The following is a 17,650-nucleotide window of genomic DNA, read 5'->3' as shown; positions in this document are numbered from 1 at the left end:
AAAAATATTATTGCGATTATAACGGGCACAGGAGATTTAAAGATTATAACCAACAATTGATTGCATAGTAAGAAATGGGTATAATATAAGTAGAATGTTACTATAAGGAGTTGATACCATGCAGATTAAACCGTCCGCAAGTATCAGGCAAAATTATAATGAAATTGCGGCTTTGTGCAAATCCTCCGGTGAGCCTGTGTATCTTACGAAAAATGGCGAGGGCGATCTCGTGGTCATGGATATAGAGGCGTTTACCCGCCGCGAAAAAATGCTGAAACTACGCGAAGAACTGCTGGCTGTTGAGGAAGACCGTCTGGCCGGACGTTCCGGAGTGACCCTGGATGAACTGGACAGCTATCTGGAGAGCATTATTGATGAGGTGGAACATGGAAAAGAAGCCTCAATATAAAGTGATTGTTTCCGACCGTGCCCGTCAGATGCTGGCGGGCCATGTTCGGTTTCTGGCACAAAAAAGCCCCGTTGCTGCGCGTAATTTAAAAAACGATCTTATGAACGCTATTCGTCCCCTATCCACCATGCCGGAGCGTTTTCCATTTCTTGATGCGGAATTTATCCCGCTCAATAAGTACCACAAGCTATTCGTCGAAAAGTGGTATTTAATTCTCTATCAGATAAAGGATCAGACGGTATATGTAGACTATATCGTGGATTGCAGGCAGGATTATGGGTGGCTGGTAAAATGAGCTGAAATAATGAAAAAGCCCGCAGCATGGGTACTGATCATTTCGGTATTGGCAGTCATTTTCTCGTCTGTATGCCTGTTGACGAATCCTGCGCTGAAGCTGGAGCTTACCGATGCGACCTCTGTGCTTTCCATGGAGATGGAACAGATTAACAAGGGCACGTGTGTTGGTCGTACGACGGTGACGGACAGCGAGGACATCAAAACCGTTCTGTCCGCCCTCTCCGGGGCCAGAAAAGCTCCGACGCAATCTGTAAACGATTATCCTACACAGGAGAATTACCTTGTTGTCAGGCTGGTTCTGGAAAGGGAGGAGAAGACGCTGTGTCTGTATACGCAGGGGGACGGGTACTACGTCGAGGAGCCTTATATTGGGGTATATAAATATAAGAGCGACAGGGAAACAAATGTAGCGATGCACAAAATTTATAACGACAGACTCTCAGCGGCAACTCGTTCGCTGGAGCAGTTGACGTTGGACGAGGGTCTACAGTAGAGCGAAAAAGTCATCTGGGGTGATTGCAGCAACAGGTGATTTGTTAAAATCTTTAGGATTGGGAGTATGTACGTACTTTGAATTTCTGGAGAGCATTTTTGCGAATTTCTATTGATCCAGCAGGTATTTTATAACTCATTTTACGCTCCCCACAAACTATAAATTATCTGTAGCTCATTAATCCTATTAATACGAAGCATAGCCAATTTCGGCTTGAACTTTTTTAAGATTTCGAAGAATAGGCTGCCAGGATTTGTTGGATGAGCTCCTGCCGACTTTCAGGGGCCTCGATTTTGAAGTGTTCAAGATAATCGGATACTTGCTCAGGGGAACCACTTCGGCCGACGATGGCATAAGCCAAGTAGAATAAAGAGGTCCCCCAATTGACCTTCTCGCCCTGTTTGTTTTTGAGTCCATTGCGAGGGAAATTTAAGAGATCATCTCCGATGTCTTGAACGATTTCATCGAGTTCTCCAATGGTTTTCACTCCCAGGTAACTAAAGACTGTAGTGAGATAGCCAAAAAAACGATCCTTTAATTCCAAATCAGCGTTGACGATCTGACTGATCATCTGGTCGAGTCTGCGGATAGGCTGGGATTTCAGGACATAGGATTTTAGCGATGCCTGATTGATCAGCACCATTGTGGGAGTCTTTTCGATCTGAGCTTCAACTTCGGCTTCGTAATTAGCGAGGTTGGAACGAATTTTGATGAATTCTTCATCTGCCAACTCCAGTAATCCTGCCAGTCGCGAGAAGCTTCGCCGGATTTCGCGGGGAACGGCGTGTTTATTTTTATAACCTAAGTCATGTTCAATTTCCGCCCAGGTATGCTGCAGGATAGAGCGAACTTGAATTTCCACTTTGCAATCTTTAAAGCGCTGGTACTCAATAAGCTGGAGCCTAAAGGAGGGAAGTTTGACGACATAGTGAAGGGAGAGATAGCCGAATTTCTCAGGGTCAATCAATTCACGCTTGTCCACGGAATTTGCCCGATCTACTTCAAATTCCTCTTCCACGAAACTCGCGATAAGATCCACCTGGTCAGCGAAATAAGTGATAATCCGAATCCCGGCTAAATCGGTGATGTCTTCCAGTTTGGTGTATTTATCATCTTCCCGGTTTACCTTTCTTTTTAAGCTCTCCCGGCTCTTTACCCGGGAAGTGATCGAGTGAACGTTAATACCCTTAAGCTGAAGTATTCCTTTTAACAAGTTTTCGGTGACATTTGTAAAATCGGAATAGACGGGATAAGCTTGATCAAATTTGGCAAGGATGTCGGCTGAATTTTGATTGGCCATCTTAAATTTCCCTTCGGCTTCTTTAGTTTTTTGTTGTTATTATGTTATCACATTTATTTTGCGATATAAAAGTCTATTGATTCTTGTCGCCGCTTTTGTTTATGCTGGAGATGATGAGCCAATATCAAACCTTACCCGAAATGTCCTATCTAGGCATTCTCATATGGCTTCATTATGAACGGTTTGAATGAGGAAATGGATGTATATTTTAAAATTGACTCCTTTAAGGCAATATACCACCAACATTTGAAGTTGACCGTTATTAACAATCATATTATAATTTAGGTGAACGAATGTACACTCAGGACGGGGGTATAGAGATGCCTATCCCAAAATTAAGGCAAAACAAAGAACGTCGGCAAAGACTTTTGGAATGCGCTATTGATCTATTTGTTGAAAAGGGATATTTTAATACTTCAGTCCGCGAAATAATAGTTAAATCAGGTTTTGGAACTGGTACCTTTTATAATTACTTTATTGATAAGGAGGATATTTTAAAAGCGCTTCTGGAAGAATTCGCGGATCAAATTATTTCAGGCGTTAGCACCTATTACACAACCGAAAAAGATTTGTACAAAAGATTTGTAGAAACAAAACGTGTAACCATGGAAATCTTCGCCCAGAACGAGAAACTATCAGAAATATATAGTCGAGTAGCGGGCACAAGTGAAGCAATTGACAAATGCCTGAAGCAGTTTGAGGATAAATTAATTGAGTTTTATATTAGGAATATTGAGTATGGCATTAATAAGGGTGCTTTTAATAAGGTTTCGGTCCCTCCGGTCGCCCACGCCATACTGGCAGTAGAAAAATTCCTGTTGTACAAATGGATAGTATTAAAGGATATAACTAACGAAGAAATGGTAGAAATGGTTATATCTTTCCACGAAACCCTGGCCAAAGGTTTAGTCAACAACAAGTTGTTATTCTGAAAGGACTTTTGTTATCAGTGTTTGAACAACGGTCCTTATTGTTTAAAGAAGAAGTGAACGTCCGTACGTTCGCTATTTAACTTACATGAAAAGAGAGGTGTTATATAATGAGGTTGACTCCAGCAGGTGAACTGACAAGGCGGATTACCGCATTGCAAAAACTGTTGCAGCAAAAAGGCGTTGACGGTGCGTTAATCGTGGATAGCGCGGATATGTTTTATTTTGCGGGCACCGCTCATCGTGCCCACCTGTTTATCCCTGCGGAGGGCAAGCCTTTGTTGATGGTGAAAAGAAGCTTTACCCGTGCCCAAGGAGAATCGGCGTTGGAAGATATCGTTCCCTTGGCTAATGTGAAAGACTTGACCAAAATGCTAAATGTGTATGGATATAATAACATAACTACCTTGGGGCTTGAGCTGGACGTATTGCCTGCGGCGCTGTACCTGCTTTTTCAAAAGCTATTTGAGGGTGCTCAGATTGTAGATATCAGTGGATTAATTCGTTCTGTGCGCATGGTTAAGTCATCCTTTGAGCTGGAGGTGCTCCGGGACGCCGCCCAACTTAATTACACTCTATTTTCCCGGGTCAAGGACTATTTAAAAGAGGGTATTACTGAATTAGAACTGGCGGGTCAGCTGGAGATGGTGTATCGCCTGGCAGGACACTCGGGCACTGTAAAAATGCGGGGATTTGACCAGGAAGTTTATTATGGCCACGTATTGTCCGGCACTAATGGGGCCATACCTAGTTGTATGGAAAGTCCCACCGGTGGACTGGGAGTAAGCATTTCCTTCCCACAGGGAGCAGGCTATAAAAAAATAGCCCGGAATGAGCCAGTTATGATTGATTTTGTAGGGGTTAAAGACGGTTATTTGGCAGACCAAACCCGGATATTCTGTATCGGTCAACTGCCGGATAAACTTGTACATGCTCATGAGACAGCTTTACTCATTCAAGAGGCCGTTAAGCAGATGGCTGTACCGGGGGCGTTGTGCGAGGACATTTACTGGTATGCGATTAATATGGCTGCCGAATCCGGATACGGAGAGCATTTTATGGGCTACTCCGAGCCCGTGCCTTTTATTGGACATGGCATAGGTATAGAACTTAATGAATGGCCGGTGTTGGCCTTAGGTTTTAAAACGCCACTGGAGAAGAACATGGTCATAGCCATAGAGCCAAAATTTATTTTCCCGGAAGGTGCTGTGGGAATAGAAAACACTTTTGTTGTGGGGGAAAAAGGACTGGAAACGTTGACATTGTTTGATGAAAATATATTATATGTCAAACAATAGCCCTTATTTTTGCAGGAGTGAACGTGCGTACGTTCACAGAAACAGTGCTAGAAGTTATTTATGCTTTAGCAGGTCATGCCTTTTCGGCAGCCTGCAATGCATATGGAAAAACATCTTTAGGACTCTCGACAACCATCCAGTTTATTGAATCAGCTAAAATCGGAGACAAGATAGTCGCACGTGCGACAGAGTTAAAACGAAGCTATCGTACAGGATTCTATTGAATCGACGTCTTACTGAGCAAAATCTAATAGCAACTATGGAGGCAGTGTCTTATCGCAAAGATCATTATTTTATCGAGCTTGATGAGCAAGGTTAAATATTAAGTATATATACATATGCTCCCAGCCGAATCTATCGCTAAACGGGTAAGCTTGTAATGGCAAATGGAGGTAATCCTATGTTTAAATCAGGAGTTGGATTCCATTACAATGTTAACAATTGTGAGCGTACTTCCTGGCGTGGTCAAACTGGCCACGTTTAGCGACCCCGACGGATATAAACTGATGCTTTCGGAGAGAATCGGGTGATAAGTTAACAAGAGCAAAGGCTAAGACTCTTGTAAGTAAAGAGCAAGCCACCGTTCACATGAAACGGCGGCTTGTATTGTAAAAGACGTTAAACCCTTGCCAGTCTGGCTCCCATATCAAAGGCTTTTTGACAATCCAGCGGGAATTGCTCTGCTTTTATTTGGGATTTGTGTTTTTCATTGAACATGGATGCTTCATACTTGGAGTAGTCATCAAATTGGTAGGTATCGGCGGAAATCATAAATTCAGAGGTTCCGTTGAGTAATTGCAGGCTATTTTTAGTTTGTTCAAATAGAGCTTCATAATTTACTCGCTGGAGAAACTCCTTAGGAACATTCATGGTATATATAAAACCGGAGGACAACTTCCCAGGATAAACGGAGCGATGCCCCTCATTATAGGAAAGGTTGGAAAAAAGCAACCGTTCCAGGAAAGAACGCATTAAACCGGTAACGTTGCCAAAATAGATGGGTGATCCCAAGAAGAGAACATCGGATTCCAGAACTTTTTCAAGAACCCCACTTAAGTCATCCCGCATAGCGCAGTGTCCGACAAACTTCGAATTCTTCCTCTTACAGGCAAAGCAGCTGGTGCAGCCTTTATAATTTAAGTCATACAAATGAACAGCTTCTGTTTTGGCTTCCACGGATTTAGCTCCATCAAGGGCTTTTTGCAATAAAGTATCCGTATTCCAATTTTTGCGCGGACCGCCGTTGACAGAAAATACTTTGACCATCAGATATCGTCTCCTATAATTTACTTAATCCTTGTGTTGATCTCAGACACTTTCATTATAATGGCAAGGAATAAATATACAAGTACGCACCTTTTTGTGCCTATGTTTCCGGCAACGGCTGTTCCGCCAAGACGAAGCATGGATTTTAGCCGGGCGTAACTGTAAACTTATGGGCACACTTCGGGCAAGTAACATGAAATTGCAGGAGGGGTAGAAAGCAATAATAAACAACGGATCAATACGGAAGATATGAAAAAAGAGGAGTATTCGTGAGATTTGCCGAAATTATGCCATAGAACAGATTTCTTTTTCTTTTTAATCTGAGAAAAGAGGCGCAGTAATTTGAGCAACATGTATTTAATTTTTTTGAGCATCGGTCATTTAGTGGTTGATTTAGGGCAGGGGATCCTGCCAATTTTAACTCCCGTGTTAGCGAAAAGTTTTCAGCTCAGCTATTTTCAAGTTGGTATAATCGCCCTGGCATTTACCTTTAGTTCAGCTATTATCCAGCCGATTTTCGGAGTGCTAAGCGACCGATACAGCATGCCTTGGTTAATGCCCGTAAGTCTTTTTCTTTCAGGTTCTGGTTTGGCTCTGACAGGTATGGTCCACTCCTACGGACTATTGTTGCTTGCGGTGCTGCTAAGCGGTATCGGGGTAGCGGGCTACCACCCTGAAGGATCTAAATTAGCCCATTTTCTCAGCGAAGAAAGCAAAGCAGGGGCATCAATGGCGATTTTCTCAGTGGGAGGAAATCTCGGCTTTGGCCTTGGTCCTATGCTGGCCGTGTTTGTATTAAGTTTTGCCGGACTGAAGTCCATTCAAGGTGTTATGATTCCTGGGACTTTGGCCGCGCTGCTCTTCTTGTTTTTATTGCCCAGATTTAAGTCCATCCTGGCTGAAAAAGCTCACAAGCATAAAAAGAATATAAAACAAACTGCAAAAAGTAGGGTTAGGGTCGGGAGCTTAATAATCTTGCTACTGTATGTAACGATAAGATCATGGATACAATCCGGTCTGGTTTATTTTATTCCATTTTACTTTCCAAGTTTTAGAGGAATTACTCAACCTGAATATTTAGTGAGTACATTTTTAATTGCAGGGGCGGTAGGCACGATTTTGGGCGGTCCTTTTGCAGACCGTTATGGAGGAAAAAATGGGTTGTTAGTTTCGATGCTTGTTTGCCTCATCACAATCTTTCCCTTTTTGCATTTAAACGGCCTTTTGATTCCCATTCTGGCTTTTATTGTCGGAGCAGCACTGATCTCGACTTTTTCCACGACTGTGGTATTCGGACAAAGGCTACTGCCTCATAATATTGGACTTGCTTCAGGGATGTTGCTCGGTTTTGGAGTCGGCATGGGTTCAATTGGGGTAACCATACTTGGAGTAATCGCTGATCACTTTGGTCTACCCTTGACCATAAACATTATCAGTTTGCTGCCAATCCTGGGAATTGTGCTTGCTGTTACCCTGCCGGATATTAGAGCACGGGAATTTTCTGCCGAGCCGAATTCCGCCGCATAGTTGCAAGTCTGTCCCAGTTGTAGAAAAGGAACGTCTTCTGTCAAATTTACCTTTTCAGAGGACGGTCATTGATGGTAAGATAAGATTAGCTAAGCTAAGACACGATTTAACAGCAAGTCGTGTCTATTTTTTAATATCCAGAAAATAGCCAAAAAATATCCAAAAAATATCCAAAAAATCCGCAGACCCCAAAGGAAGCTTCTCGCACAGGAGTGAACGAATTCATGGAGAGGCGGTAAAGCCCACAAAGCTTTTGCGGGGAAGCGGAGCCACGGGTCCCCTCTCGCCGTCCTGCAAGAAGAATAATTCGTGCGAAGACAGTGTCTGCAAGAAGGGTAATCCGTGCGAAAACAGTGTTTTCGTGGGCTTCGGGGACACTCGGCCAATCCACACTGCAGGAGTATGCGTAATGAGCTGCAGTGTGGCGATAAGCTCGTCCGCTTATCGTCATGGCCAGCGGTTCACTTCAGGTTTTACCCGGAGGTTTGGCGAAGCTCCCGCGAAAGCGCGTGGGCGAGCCTCGGAATGCTGAGTGAACGGATGTGCGGGAAGCTGCCTGACCCGAACGACCCTTTTCAGGTATGCTAACACGTGCGAAGACGGTGTCTTTCAGGAAAGCCTAGTACGTGCGAAGACGGTGTCTTTGTCTGGAAAGCCTAGTACGTGCGAAGACGGTGTCTTTGTCTGGAAAGCCTAGTACGTGCGAAGACGGTGTCTTTGTCTGGAAAGCCTAGCACGTGCGAAGACAGTGTCTTCGTGTCTGGAAAGCCTACCACGTGCGAAGACAGTGTCTTCGTGTCTTAACCGGAAAAAATTTTTAGGAGAGACTGACGAAGTACATGAAAAGAATAAGTGAAATTTTTAGTGATTATGAAGCAGAGGATAACCTCAATACTGCTATTGTACAAGCAGTGGTCTTAACTAAAAGTACGAAAACTCTGGAGATGAAAATCAGCTCTGATCAATATATTGAACTAAGTGAAATTGAATCCCTAAATCAGTTTATAAGGGAACGATTAGCCTTAGACGATTCAATCATCACGGTAGTTTACAGTGAGGGAACTCAGAGAAAGCCCTTAGAAGAGGAACTCAAAACTATTTTGTCATGGTTGGCCGATAAACATCCGGTCTTAAATGGAGCGCTCAAAAATTGTGATTATGAAATAGCACAAAATCATTCGATCAAATTTACGTTTAAAACGGCAGTTTCCTACTTGTTAAAAGCCAGGGGTTACGATAAAAAAATCCAAGAGACCATCAAAAACCTCTACGACGCCACCTATCAAATCAAGTTTGTGGATAATGTCAGCAGTGAAGAATTAAAAAGGCTGCAAGAAGCTACCCAAGAAACGGAGAGTCTGCTTCTGCAAAAGGAAGTGTCTGCCACACCAAGCCATTATGCCTCTGAATTACCTAAGGAAGCTGGGCCGATAAAGCCGGAAAATAACGGCGAAAAGGACGGAAAAAAAGGCGATCCATCCTTGATCTTAGGCAGAAACGCGAGTATCAAGGACACGGTCATTAAAATAACGGACATTACGCCGGATGAAGGCAGGATAGCTATCCAGGGCGAACTATCCAATATCGAAGCCAAGGAATTAAGAAGCGGCAAAACCCTAATTTCCTTTGATTTATATGACGGCTCAAGTTCCATGACCTGTAAGGCGTTCATCAAGCCCGGTGAAGATGGTGAGATATTATCCAGGCTGAAAAAGGCTAAGGGGGTCAAGCTGGCCGGAAATGCCGGCTTTAGCCAGTTTTCCGGGGAAATTGAGCTTATTGCCAATACCATCGTAGAAACAGCAGGCAGGAAGAAGGCTCAGCGGCAGGATAGGGCAGAGGAGAAGCGGGTCGAGCTGCACATGCATACCCAGATGAGTCAGATGGATGCCATGACCAGTGCTACTGATCTGATTAAAAGAGCTATGAGCTGGGGGATGAAATCTATTGCCATTACGGATCACGGCGTGGTGCAGTCTTTTCCCGAGGCCCATAAGCTCTTAGGACGAGATAATCCGAACATGAAGGTTATCTATGGAGTCGAAGCCTATTTGGCACCGGATAAAAAAACCTCGGTTACCAACGCCAAGGGCCAGAGCATTGATACTATCTATTGCGTGTTGGACTTGGAAACCACCGGCTTCTCAGCTGTAACGGAAAAAATCACAGAAATAGGAATTATGAAACTCGAAGATGGCAAGGTCATTGACCAGTTCAGCTGCTTTGTTAATCCGGAAAAGCCCATTCCGGCAAGGGTTGTTGAGGTTACCAACATCACCGATGATATGGTAAACGATGCCGAAACCATAGAACAGGTTTTTCCTAAACTGCTGGATTTTATAGAGGGAAGCGTTTTGGTGGCTCATAATGCTGAATTTGATCTGGGTTTCTTAAAGCATAATGCCCGGGTCTTAGGCTATGACTTTGATTACACCTATTTGGATACCTTGTCCTTAGCTAAGGAGCTCTTTCCGGATTACAAAACCTATAAATTAGGAAGAATCGCCAAGAACTTAGGCTTCAAGGTGGAGGTAGCTCACAGGGCCTTAGATGATGTGGATACCACGGTTAAAGTTTTTAAGGTTATGCTTGAAAAACTAAAACAACGGGGAGCAGAAACCCTTAAGGATATCGATCTCTATGGCTCCGATGAAGACGCGAAGAGCGTGGAGTATAAGAAGCTTAAAACCTATCATGCCATCATCTTAGCCAAGGACTATGTGGGATTAAAGAATTTATATAAGCTGGTTTCCTATTCCCACTTGGATTATTTTTATAAAAAGCCACGGATCTTAAAGAGCCTTTTTAAAAAATACTCCGAAGGTTTAATCCTGGGCAGTGCCTGCAGTGAAGGTGAGCTTTACCAGGCCATCTTGCTGGGAAAATCCGCTGAGGAAATCGAAGCCATTGCCGAGGACTACGATTATTTAGAAATCCAGCCTCTCGGGAACAATGATTATTTAGTCAGAACAGAGCAGGTGCCCGACAAAGACTATTTAAAGGAAATCAACCGCAAAATTGTGGCTCTGGGTAAAAAATTAAACAAGCCTGTCGTCGCCACGGGTGATGTTCACTTCCTGGATCCGGAAGATGAGATCTACAGGCGTATACTTGAAGCCGGTCAAGGCTTTAAGGATGCCGATAATCAGGCCCCTTTATATTTAAAAACCACCGAGGAGATGCTTCAGGAATTTTCCTATTTAGGAGCGTCAAAAGCCTATGAGGTGGTGGTTACCAACACCAATCTGGTGGCCGATATGTGCCAGCCGATCAGTCCTATTTCAGCGGAGAAATGCGCGCCTCATATTGAAGGCTGCGAGCAGACGATTAAGGATATTACCTATGAGAAGGCCCATGCCCTCTATGGAGACCCTTTGCCGGAAATTGTTCAGCAAAGGCTCGATAGAGAGCTGGATTCGATCATCAAAAATAGCTTCTCTGTGATGTATATCATCGCTCAAAAGCTTGTCTGGAAATCGAATGAGGATGGCTATCTGGTCGGCTCTCGAGGATCGGTGGGTTCCTCGGTTGTTGCCTATATGACCGGTATTACGGAAGTCAATGCCCTGCAGGCCCATTACCGGTGTCCCAACTGCCAGTATTCGGACTTCTCCGATTATGGGGTTAAAATCGGCTTTGACTTGCCAGATAAGGTGTGTCCGGTTTGCGGAGAAAAGCTGGCGAAGGATGGCATCGATATCCCCTTCGAGACCTTCTTAGGTTTCAATGGCGATAAAGAGCCCGATATTGACTTAAACTTCTCAGGAGAATATCAGGCCAAGGCCCATAAATATACAGAGATTATCTTTGGCAAGGGTACAACCTTTAAGGCCGGAACCATCGGGACTATCGCCGAAAAAACAGCCTTCGGCTATGTGAAAAAGTATTATGAGGAAAAAAGCCGTACCGTAAGCAAGGCAGAAACTCTGAGAGTCTCCAAAGGCTGCACAGGTATAAAAAGAACTTCAGGGCAGCACCCGGGAGGAATTATCGTCGTGCCGAAGGGACGAGAAATCTTTGAATTTTGCCCCGTACAACATCCTGCCGATGACTCCAATTCGGACATCATAACCACCCATTTTGATTATCACTCCATTGATTCGAACCTATTAAAGCTGGATATACTGGGTCATGATGACCCGACGGTCATCCGAATGCTTCAGGATATCACCGGCGTGGACCCTCTAACGATACCGATGGATGATCAGGAGACCATGTCGATATTCTCCTCCACGGAAGCCTTAGAGGTAACCCCGGAGCAGATCAATTCCAAGGTTGGAACCTTTGGAATTCCTGAGTTTGGTACGAAGTTCGTCAGAGGAATGCTTTTAGATACAAGGCCCAAAGCCTTCGCAGATTTAATCTGTATATCCGGACTTTCCCATGGTACGGATGTGTGGCTGGGAAATGCCAAGGACTTAATTGATGCGGGAACCGTGACCTTAAGTGAAGCCGTCTGCACCCGGGATGATATTATGACTTATTTGATCAAAAAGGGCCTGCCGCCCAATACAGCTTTTAAGATCATGGAGCTGGTGCGTAAAGGAAAGGCTTTATCGAACCCTGAAAAATGGGCTGAATATGAAGCTTTGATGAGGGAGCATAAGGTACCGGAATGGTATATCGATTCCTGCCGAAAAATAAAATACATGTTCCCCAAAGCCCATGCTGCTGCCTATGTCATGATGGCCTTCCGAATAGCCTGGTTTAAGGTGCACATACCCCAGGCTTATTACGCAGCCTACTTCACCATTCGAGCAAAGGCCTTTGACGCTGAATTTATGATCTTCGGCAAAGAAAAGGTTAAGGCTAAAATGAAGGAAATTGAGGAGCTGGGTAACGCTGCCACTCCAAAGGATAAGGATATGTACGATGACTTGGAATTGGTTTTGGAAATGTATGAAAGGGGCTTTAAATTCCTGCCCATTGATTTATACAAATCCCATGCCACAAAATTCCTGCTCGAGGAGGAGGGCTTAAGACCGCCCATAAACAGCATATCCGGCATGGGAACAGTGGCAGCTGAAGGTCTATATAACGCAGCCCAAGAAAAGCCCTTCAACTCCATAGAGGATGTCAAGAAACGGGCTAAAATCGGGAATTCTACCATCGATTCACTTCGGAAATTTGGCTGCTTTAAAGGAATTCCGGAAAGTGATCAGATGAGTCTTTTTGATGTGATTTAATGAGTGATTAAAAAAGTGAAAACAACAAGCCACCGTTCACAGGCGGTGGCTTAAGACTTTATAACACGGTGCTGGATTGGGCGGAGCTTTCAACCGAGAAAGTGGTTTGGGATCTTTACTGCTGAATCGGGACCATCACCCTGGCCTTGGCGGCAAAGGCCAGAAAGGTCTGGGGAATCGAAGAAAATCCGTACGCAGTGGAAGATGACCGGGAAAATGCCAAGCGCAATAGAGTTGATAATGTGGAGTTTATCCCAGGCAAAGTGGAAGACACCTTCCGGCAAATTACTGACCGTCCAGATATCGTCGTCCTCGATCCACCGAATTACTGGCTGAGTTATCAAAATATATGGTTCTTCTAACTCTACCTAGGCATGTATTTACGAAGTATCATAGAAATAAGAACAGTACACCTTGTCCTAAAAAGCACTAAGATGGATGTTTAATAACTTCAGCAGGTCTATCGGTTATAACTTGATCATTCCAGAAAGGAGCTCGACTGGCACGACCTAGAAGCGATTAAAAGACCTGGGCTGAAGGCACCCTTAAACTTAATGCTCTGTCATGATACTAGTCGGCTTGCCTTAGAGAGGGAAAACTGGCTTCTACTGTTAAATATTTTCTTAGCATGGGTTTCGCATAATTTAGTTGTCTCTACCCCTTTTATTCGACAAATGTTAGCAGGCTTCTTTATTGACAAAAATTACTGGTGAAATATGCTAATTAATGAGACAGGCGGATACTCTTGGCAATAAAATGACTGTATTACAATAATATTCCGTTATTTCTACCGCACTAATGATGTTTACCTTAGAGTTAATCCTTCAGTTTGATTATTAATTAGTGAAAACAATTAATAATCAATTACAAATTAAGTTTTTCTCTTGAAGCTGTTGTACAGAGTGCTATTTGATTGAAGGAATAATTTATAAAATGGGAGAGGAGGTAGTTCATATGAAAAATGCAATGATTTTAAGTGATTTGAATTACACGGAACTTACTACGGAAGAATTGAATACGATTAATGGTGGTCGTAGCTTGTATATGCGTCAATGGGATCCGCCTAAATTGAATTCAAGTTTCTACAAAACTAAAGACATAGTCAGTGGTGCGTGGCAGGGTTTCTCAAAAAGCGGTGGGGTTCAGGCTCTCAAAAATGCCATAGAACTAGTTAAACCTTTCCTCTAAAAAATGTTATTAGAAGGCTCCCATTATTCAATGGGGCCTTTACCTGTTTGTTAACTTTGCAATTTTCAACATCAAATTTGACATAGAAATACTTGCAAGAAAGGATAAGAAGTTTTGGAAAATAATAACAGGGAAATAATAATTAGTGCAAAAAACCTGCTTATTAATGCTTACAAATATCCAGAGGAACAAGTAATTATTGATTATCCAGTTTTTCTGAAAGATGGGAGTACGTTTAAAGCGGATTTAGTTGTAACTAAAGAGCCATCAGTTCCTTATTTGATAGTTTTTGTGACAAGCGATACTATACCTGTTGAACAGGTTAAGACTATTTTAGCTCAGTCCAGTCTTCAGTATGGGACTGTTTACCAAATTAAAGAGGGTGCTTATCCCGAATTTTGGGGTATTGTGAAAAAGACAAACATTCTTACTGGAAAACTTGAATTTGAAAACATTCCCGATTACCCTAACCCGCACAAATTTGCAAATGTTAATTTTATTGTTGATGCTATTCAGTCAATAATGTGTTTAATGACAAACACCTTTTAATGAGACCAAAGCACTTGGGATGAGGGATAAAATCTCTAACTTTTTTGAATTTGCGTCCGGTAACCAATATTACGTTAAGTAAGTAACGGCCCCCTCATCCGGTTGGAACGAGAGGGCTTCTATAATTATGGTTTCACTTAACGTTCCGGGTATTCCCGTAGCGTCATACTACATTCATATTAGCTAAGTTAAGTGAACACCTTGTTATGTAAAGTGGCGCGCCCAGGACGTCGGCCCTTCTAGCAATGCTTTATATTGCGCTAATAACCCAAATTGTTTAGCCCATTTGGGGCCTGAGCCTGTCCAATTGCTGTTTTCCATTTCTTCTCAATGGCTAAATGACATTTCTGCCCTAAACCGGCTCGTTCATGGTGACAAAATTGATATTCGAGTGGTATTAGACCAGTTCTATATAATTAACATTAGAAAATTACATCCTCTATGTGCATATATATTAAGCGCAAATCCTCCTTCACATCCCTTAAACGCTGGAGAAAGTACTCCAAATGTCATCTCAGGAGAGAGTTCAAGCATCATGCGATTAGCATAACCGGCACGAAATCGCTCTTATAGCCTCTTCCACCGTCCACCATCCAGGACGTCGGCAATAACTCAAACATATATCACAACTACAAGACTCTGAAGGTGGATATTTTTCATGAAGGGATTTACACCTTTTTATCTTCAACCCTATTCACCCTTTACCATGCTTAAATTATTCATTATGGCACATCTAAATCATTCGCCACAATGAATAATTCACCATTATTTGGCTTTTTGAGTCATATAATTGACACTGTACTAAACCGCTGCGCGGTGGCTTTTAGAGGCCCTAATTTATTAGATTTTATGATATCATCTTTCCAGTTTAATTCTATTTGACCTGAAAGGATGATTTTTTATGTCTCAAAACTCCCAGGTTCTTTTCTCTCATCTTCAAAAGATGATCTTCGAAATGGAGCTCCGAGGCTATGCTCCAAATACCCTGAATCATTATCTCTGCCATGTAAAGCTTCTTGAAAAGCATACTGTCAAGTCTACCCTCGAAATCACCTCTGACGAGCTTAAACAATATCTTCATGACTGTATTAAATCCGGAATTGGCTACAGTAGTATCAATATCTCTTGCGACGCGTTTAAACTCTTTTTCAATAAGATTCACGGCTACAACTGGTCTAACGACGTTATTATCCGACCTAGACGGCCTAAATCCCTTCCGCATGTTCTTTCTCAAGATGAGATTTTATCCATTACTGATCAGGTGCAAAATTCTATTCCCTCAGCGATTGGGCTGAGGGAAGGGCGATGATTCTGGACGGTGAAATGGCCATCACGGACCCAGCGGGCAAGACGGATTTTCAGGCTCTGCAGAACTATATGAAAAACCCCCAGGCCGAAAATCTGACCTATATCGTCTTTGATCTCCTGGCGCTGGATGGGGAGGACCTCCGGGGACGCCGCCTGATTGACAGGAAGGAAACGCTTGCTGCTTTGCTGAAGGATGCCCCCAAAAATCTCCACTACAGCCGGCATGTGAGAGGAAACGGAAAGGAAAGTTTCATTGCGGCCTGCGCGGCAGGCTTGGAAGGGATAATAGGTAAAAAAGCCGATTCCGTCTACAGCGGAGCAAGAAACGGCGACTGGATCAAACTAAAATGCGATAAAAGGCAGGAATTTGTGATCGGTGGATATACGCTTACTGATAAAAAAACGAGCGGGGTAAGTTCCCTGCTCCTTGGCGTCTATGAAGGCGGGGAATTAGTCTATACCGGACGTGCCGGCACCGGCCTGAGCGAATCCGACATGAAAGAGCTGGAGGGAAAATTTGCGGGCATAAAGAGAATGGAACCCCCTTTCCAAATCGCGCCAAAGCCCAGGTCGAATGAAAAGATCACCTGGCTTGAACCTGAACTGGTCGCGGAAATCAAATTTGCCGAATGGACCGAAGATTATCTGTTAAGGCAGGCCAGCTTCAAAGGCCTGCGGACGGATAAAGATTCCAGTGATATAAAAAAGGAGAAAGCGGATGACGAAATACAGCCTCAATCATCCGCTAAAGAAGTGGAGAGACCCATGAAAGCAAACGCCAATAGTATCATCATCGAAGGAATAAAGATTAGCAACCCGGACAAGGTGATCTTTGCCGACCCGGAAATTACCAAAGGGGATGTGATTCGGTATTACGCAAAGGTAGCAGAGCGCATGCTGCCGTATGTGAGCCACAGGGTTCTCAGCATTGTACGCTGTCCCAAAGGCATAGCACAGACCTGCTTTTATAAGAAGCATCCCGGTCCGGGCAGCAAAGGAATCGTCACCATCCCTATTTCCAACAGTGACGGAGAAACGGAGGATTACTTCTATATTGAGAACACATCCGGGCTGATAGCCGAAGCCCAAATGGGCACGCTGGAATTTCACACCTGGGGAAGCCGTGTTGACGAGCTGGAAAAGCCTGATCTGATGGTATTTGATCTGGATCCGGATGAGGGAATGGATCTGAGCAGGGTGCGCCAGGGTGTGCGGGATATCAGAAATATTCTTGCCGAACTTTCTCTGAACTCCTATCTCAAGACCAGCGGCGGCAAAGGGTACCATGTGGTCGTCCCTTTAAAACCTGCCGTTTCCTGGGATGTGTTTCACGATTTTGCCAGGCGCGTCGCCCAAGTTATGGAGCAGAAGTGGCCTGACCGCTACACAAGCAATGTTAGAAAGGCCAAGCGCACCAACAAGATATTCATCGACTGGATTCGAAACGGCAGAGGCGCTACAAGCATTGCCCCTTATTCTATAAGAGCGAGAAAAGGGGCAGGGGTATCCATGCCTATCGCTTGGGATGAACTGGACACGGTGGCTCCTAACGGCGTCAATATGGCGGAGGCGCTCCGGAGGATCGGCGGCAATGACCCTTGGAACGATTTTTTCAGGAATCATCAGCAGCTTAAATGAACAGGCCCGTCCTGAGCAATTCAGTTCTTGGTGCAATCGATGCCGGTAGTTTGGGAGCATGAACATATAACCCGGGATAGGAGCGGCGCAGAAAGTACCAATAGGTACAATGCTGAAGAGGTTGTAAATACAATGCTGCCATGTTTGCTGGATCTGAAGTATTTAGGTTGCAATACTTTTGTTGATGCAACTACTTTTGGATCTGCCTTGGTATGATACATACTATTACCCATCTGAACGATAGGGTGTTTATCATATAAGT

The 17,650-nt window shown here is 43.7% G+C and carries 14 protein-coding genes and 2 pseudogenes; 13 read left to right on the top strand and 3 right to left on the bottom strand.

From position 1 onward, the window contains the following. Positions 1-118 precede the first annotated feature (118 nt). The 3 genes from ACYQ3Q_RS21850 to ACYQ3Q_RS21840 are packed head-to-tail and all read left to right on the top strand — an operon-like array spanning position 119 to position 1,199. Complete coding sequence (locus ACYQ3Q_RS21850; RefSeq protein ID WP_045577231.1) at positions 119-409, top strand: type II toxin-antitoxin system Phd/YefM family antitoxin; 291 nt, start codon at positions 119-121, stop codon at positions 407-409. Then, complete coding sequence (locus ACYQ3Q_RS21845) at positions 387-704, top strand: type II toxin-antitoxin system RelE/ParE family toxin (protein ID WP_045577230.1); 318 nt, start codon at positions 387-389, stop codon at positions 702-704. Before ACYQ3Q_RS21850 ends, ACYQ3Q_RS21845 begins: the two co-directional genes overlap by 23 nt. Positions 705-713: 9 nt before the next feature. Beyond that, a complete protein-coding gene (locus ACYQ3Q_RS21840; protein WP_459930600.1) occupies positions 714-1,199 on the top strand; it encodes a DUF5301 domain-containing protein in 486 nt (161 codons plus the stop codon). 223 nt (positions 1,200-1,422) lie between these two features. Here the strand turns inward: ACYQ3Q_RS21840 and ACYQ3Q_RS21835 are convergent, their stop codons facing one another. Continuing rightward, positions 1,423-2,499, bottom strand: coding sequence for a GTP pyrophosphokinase (locus ACYQ3Q_RS21835; protein WP_459930599.1), 1,077 nt, complete (start codon positions 2,497-2,499; stop codon positions 1,423-1,425). A 320-nt stretch (positions 2,500-2,819) separates the two neighbouring features. Here ACYQ3Q_RS21835 and ACYQ3Q_RS21830 point away from each other — a divergent pair, with 320 nt between their 5' ends. From ACYQ3Q_RS21830 to ACYQ3Q_RS21820, 3 genes are all read left to right on the top strand, one after another. Further along, the gene (locus ACYQ3Q_RS21830) at positions 2,820-3,431 is read left to right on the top strand and encodes a TetR/AcrR family transcriptional regulator (RefSeq protein WP_459930598.1); all 612 of its coding nucleotides are present in this window, start codon (positions 2,820-2,822) and stop codon (positions 3,429-3,431) included. A gap of 107 nt (positions 3,432-3,538) precedes the next feature. Then, on the top strand, positions 3,539-4,726 hold the full coding sequence (locus tag ACYQ3Q_RS21825; protein ID WP_045577050.1) for a M24 family metallopeptidase: 1,188 nt from the start codon (positions 3,539-3,541) through the stop codon (positions 4,724-4,726). A 23-nt stretch (positions 4,727-4,749) separates the two neighbouring features. After that, positions 4,750-4,950: a hotdog domain-containing protein gene (locus ACYQ3Q_RS21820; RefSeq protein ID WP_459930597.1), complete on the top strand. Its 201-nt coding sequence runs from the start codon at positions 4,750-4,752 to the stop codon at positions 4,948-4,950. 394 nt (positions 4,951-5,344) lie between these two features. On the opposite strand, the gene ACYQ3Q_RS21815 is transcribed toward ACYQ3Q_RS21820, so the two are convergent. Next, complete coding sequence (locus ACYQ3Q_RS21815) at positions 5,345-5,992, bottom strand: flavodoxin family protein (protein WP_459930596.1); 648 nt, start codon at positions 5,990-5,992, stop codon at positions 5,345-5,347. A gap of 351 nt (positions 5,993-6,343) precedes the next feature. Here ACYQ3Q_RS21815 and ACYQ3Q_RS21810 point away from each other — a divergent pair, with 351 nt between their 5' ends. Continuing rightward, on the top strand, positions 6,344-7,519 hold the full coding sequence (locus ACYQ3Q_RS21810) for an MFS transporter (protein WP_242860411.1): 1,176 nt from the start codon (positions 6,344-6,346) through the stop codon (positions 7,517-7,519). Between the two features lie 130 nt (positions 7,520-7,649). On the opposite strand, the gene ACYQ3Q_RS21805 is transcribed toward ACYQ3Q_RS21810, so the two are convergent. Further along, positions 7,650-7,970, bottom strand: a complete 321-nt coding sequence (locus ACYQ3Q_RS21805) for a hypothetical protein (protein WP_459930595.1) — start codon at positions 7,968-7,970, stop codon at positions 7,650-7,652. Between the two features lie 388 nt (positions 7,971-8,358). Between ACYQ3Q_RS21805 and polC the strand changes: the two genes are divergently transcribed. From polC to ligD, 6 genes and pseudogenes are all read left to right on the top strand, one after another. Next, positions 8,359-12,705 carry a DNA polymerase III subunit alpha gene (gene polC, locus ACYQ3Q_RS21800; RefSeq protein WP_459930594.1) on the top strand — a complete coding sequence of 1,449 codons (4,347 nt, stop codon included), beginning with the start codon at positions 8,359-8,361 and terminating at the stop codon, positions 12,703-12,705. A 53-nt stretch (positions 12,706-12,758) separates the two neighbouring features. Beyond that, positions 12,759-13,028 (top strand): annotated as a pseudogene (locus ACYQ3Q_RS21795) (methyltransferase domain-containing protein); the annotation flags it as partial. 631 nt (positions 13,029-13,659) lie between these two features. Further along, complete coding sequence (locus tag ACYQ3Q_RS21790) at positions 13,660-13,893, top strand: bacteriocin (protein ID WP_459930593.1); 234 nt, start codon at positions 13,660-13,662, stop codon at positions 13,891-13,893. A gap of 114 nt (positions 13,894-14,007) precedes the next feature. Continuing rightward, positions 14,008-14,442: a type I restriction enzyme HsdR N-terminal domain-containing protein gene (locus ACYQ3Q_RS21785; RefSeq protein ID WP_459930592.1), complete on the top strand. Its 435-nt coding sequence runs from the start codon at positions 14,008-14,010 to the stop codon at positions 14,440-14,442. 901 nt (positions 14,443-15,343) lie between these two features. Then, positions 15,344-15,751 (top strand): phage integrase N-terminal SAM-like domain-containing protein, encoded by a 408-nt coding sequence (locus tag ACYQ3Q_RS21780; RefSeq protein WP_459930591.1) that lies wholly within the window; start codon positions 15,344-15,346, stop codon positions 15,749-15,751. After that, positions 15,718-17,388: pseudogene (gene ligD, locus ACYQ3Q_RS21775) on the top strand (DNA ligase D); the annotation flags it as partial. The gene ACYQ3Q_RS21780 and the pseudogene ligD, both read left to right, overlap by 34 nt. Between the last annotated feature and the right edge of the window lie 262 nt (positions 17,389-17,650).

Source organism: Desulfosporosinus burensis (assembly GCF_054657535.1).
This window is presented reverse-complemented; position numbering and strand designations above follow the sequence as displayed.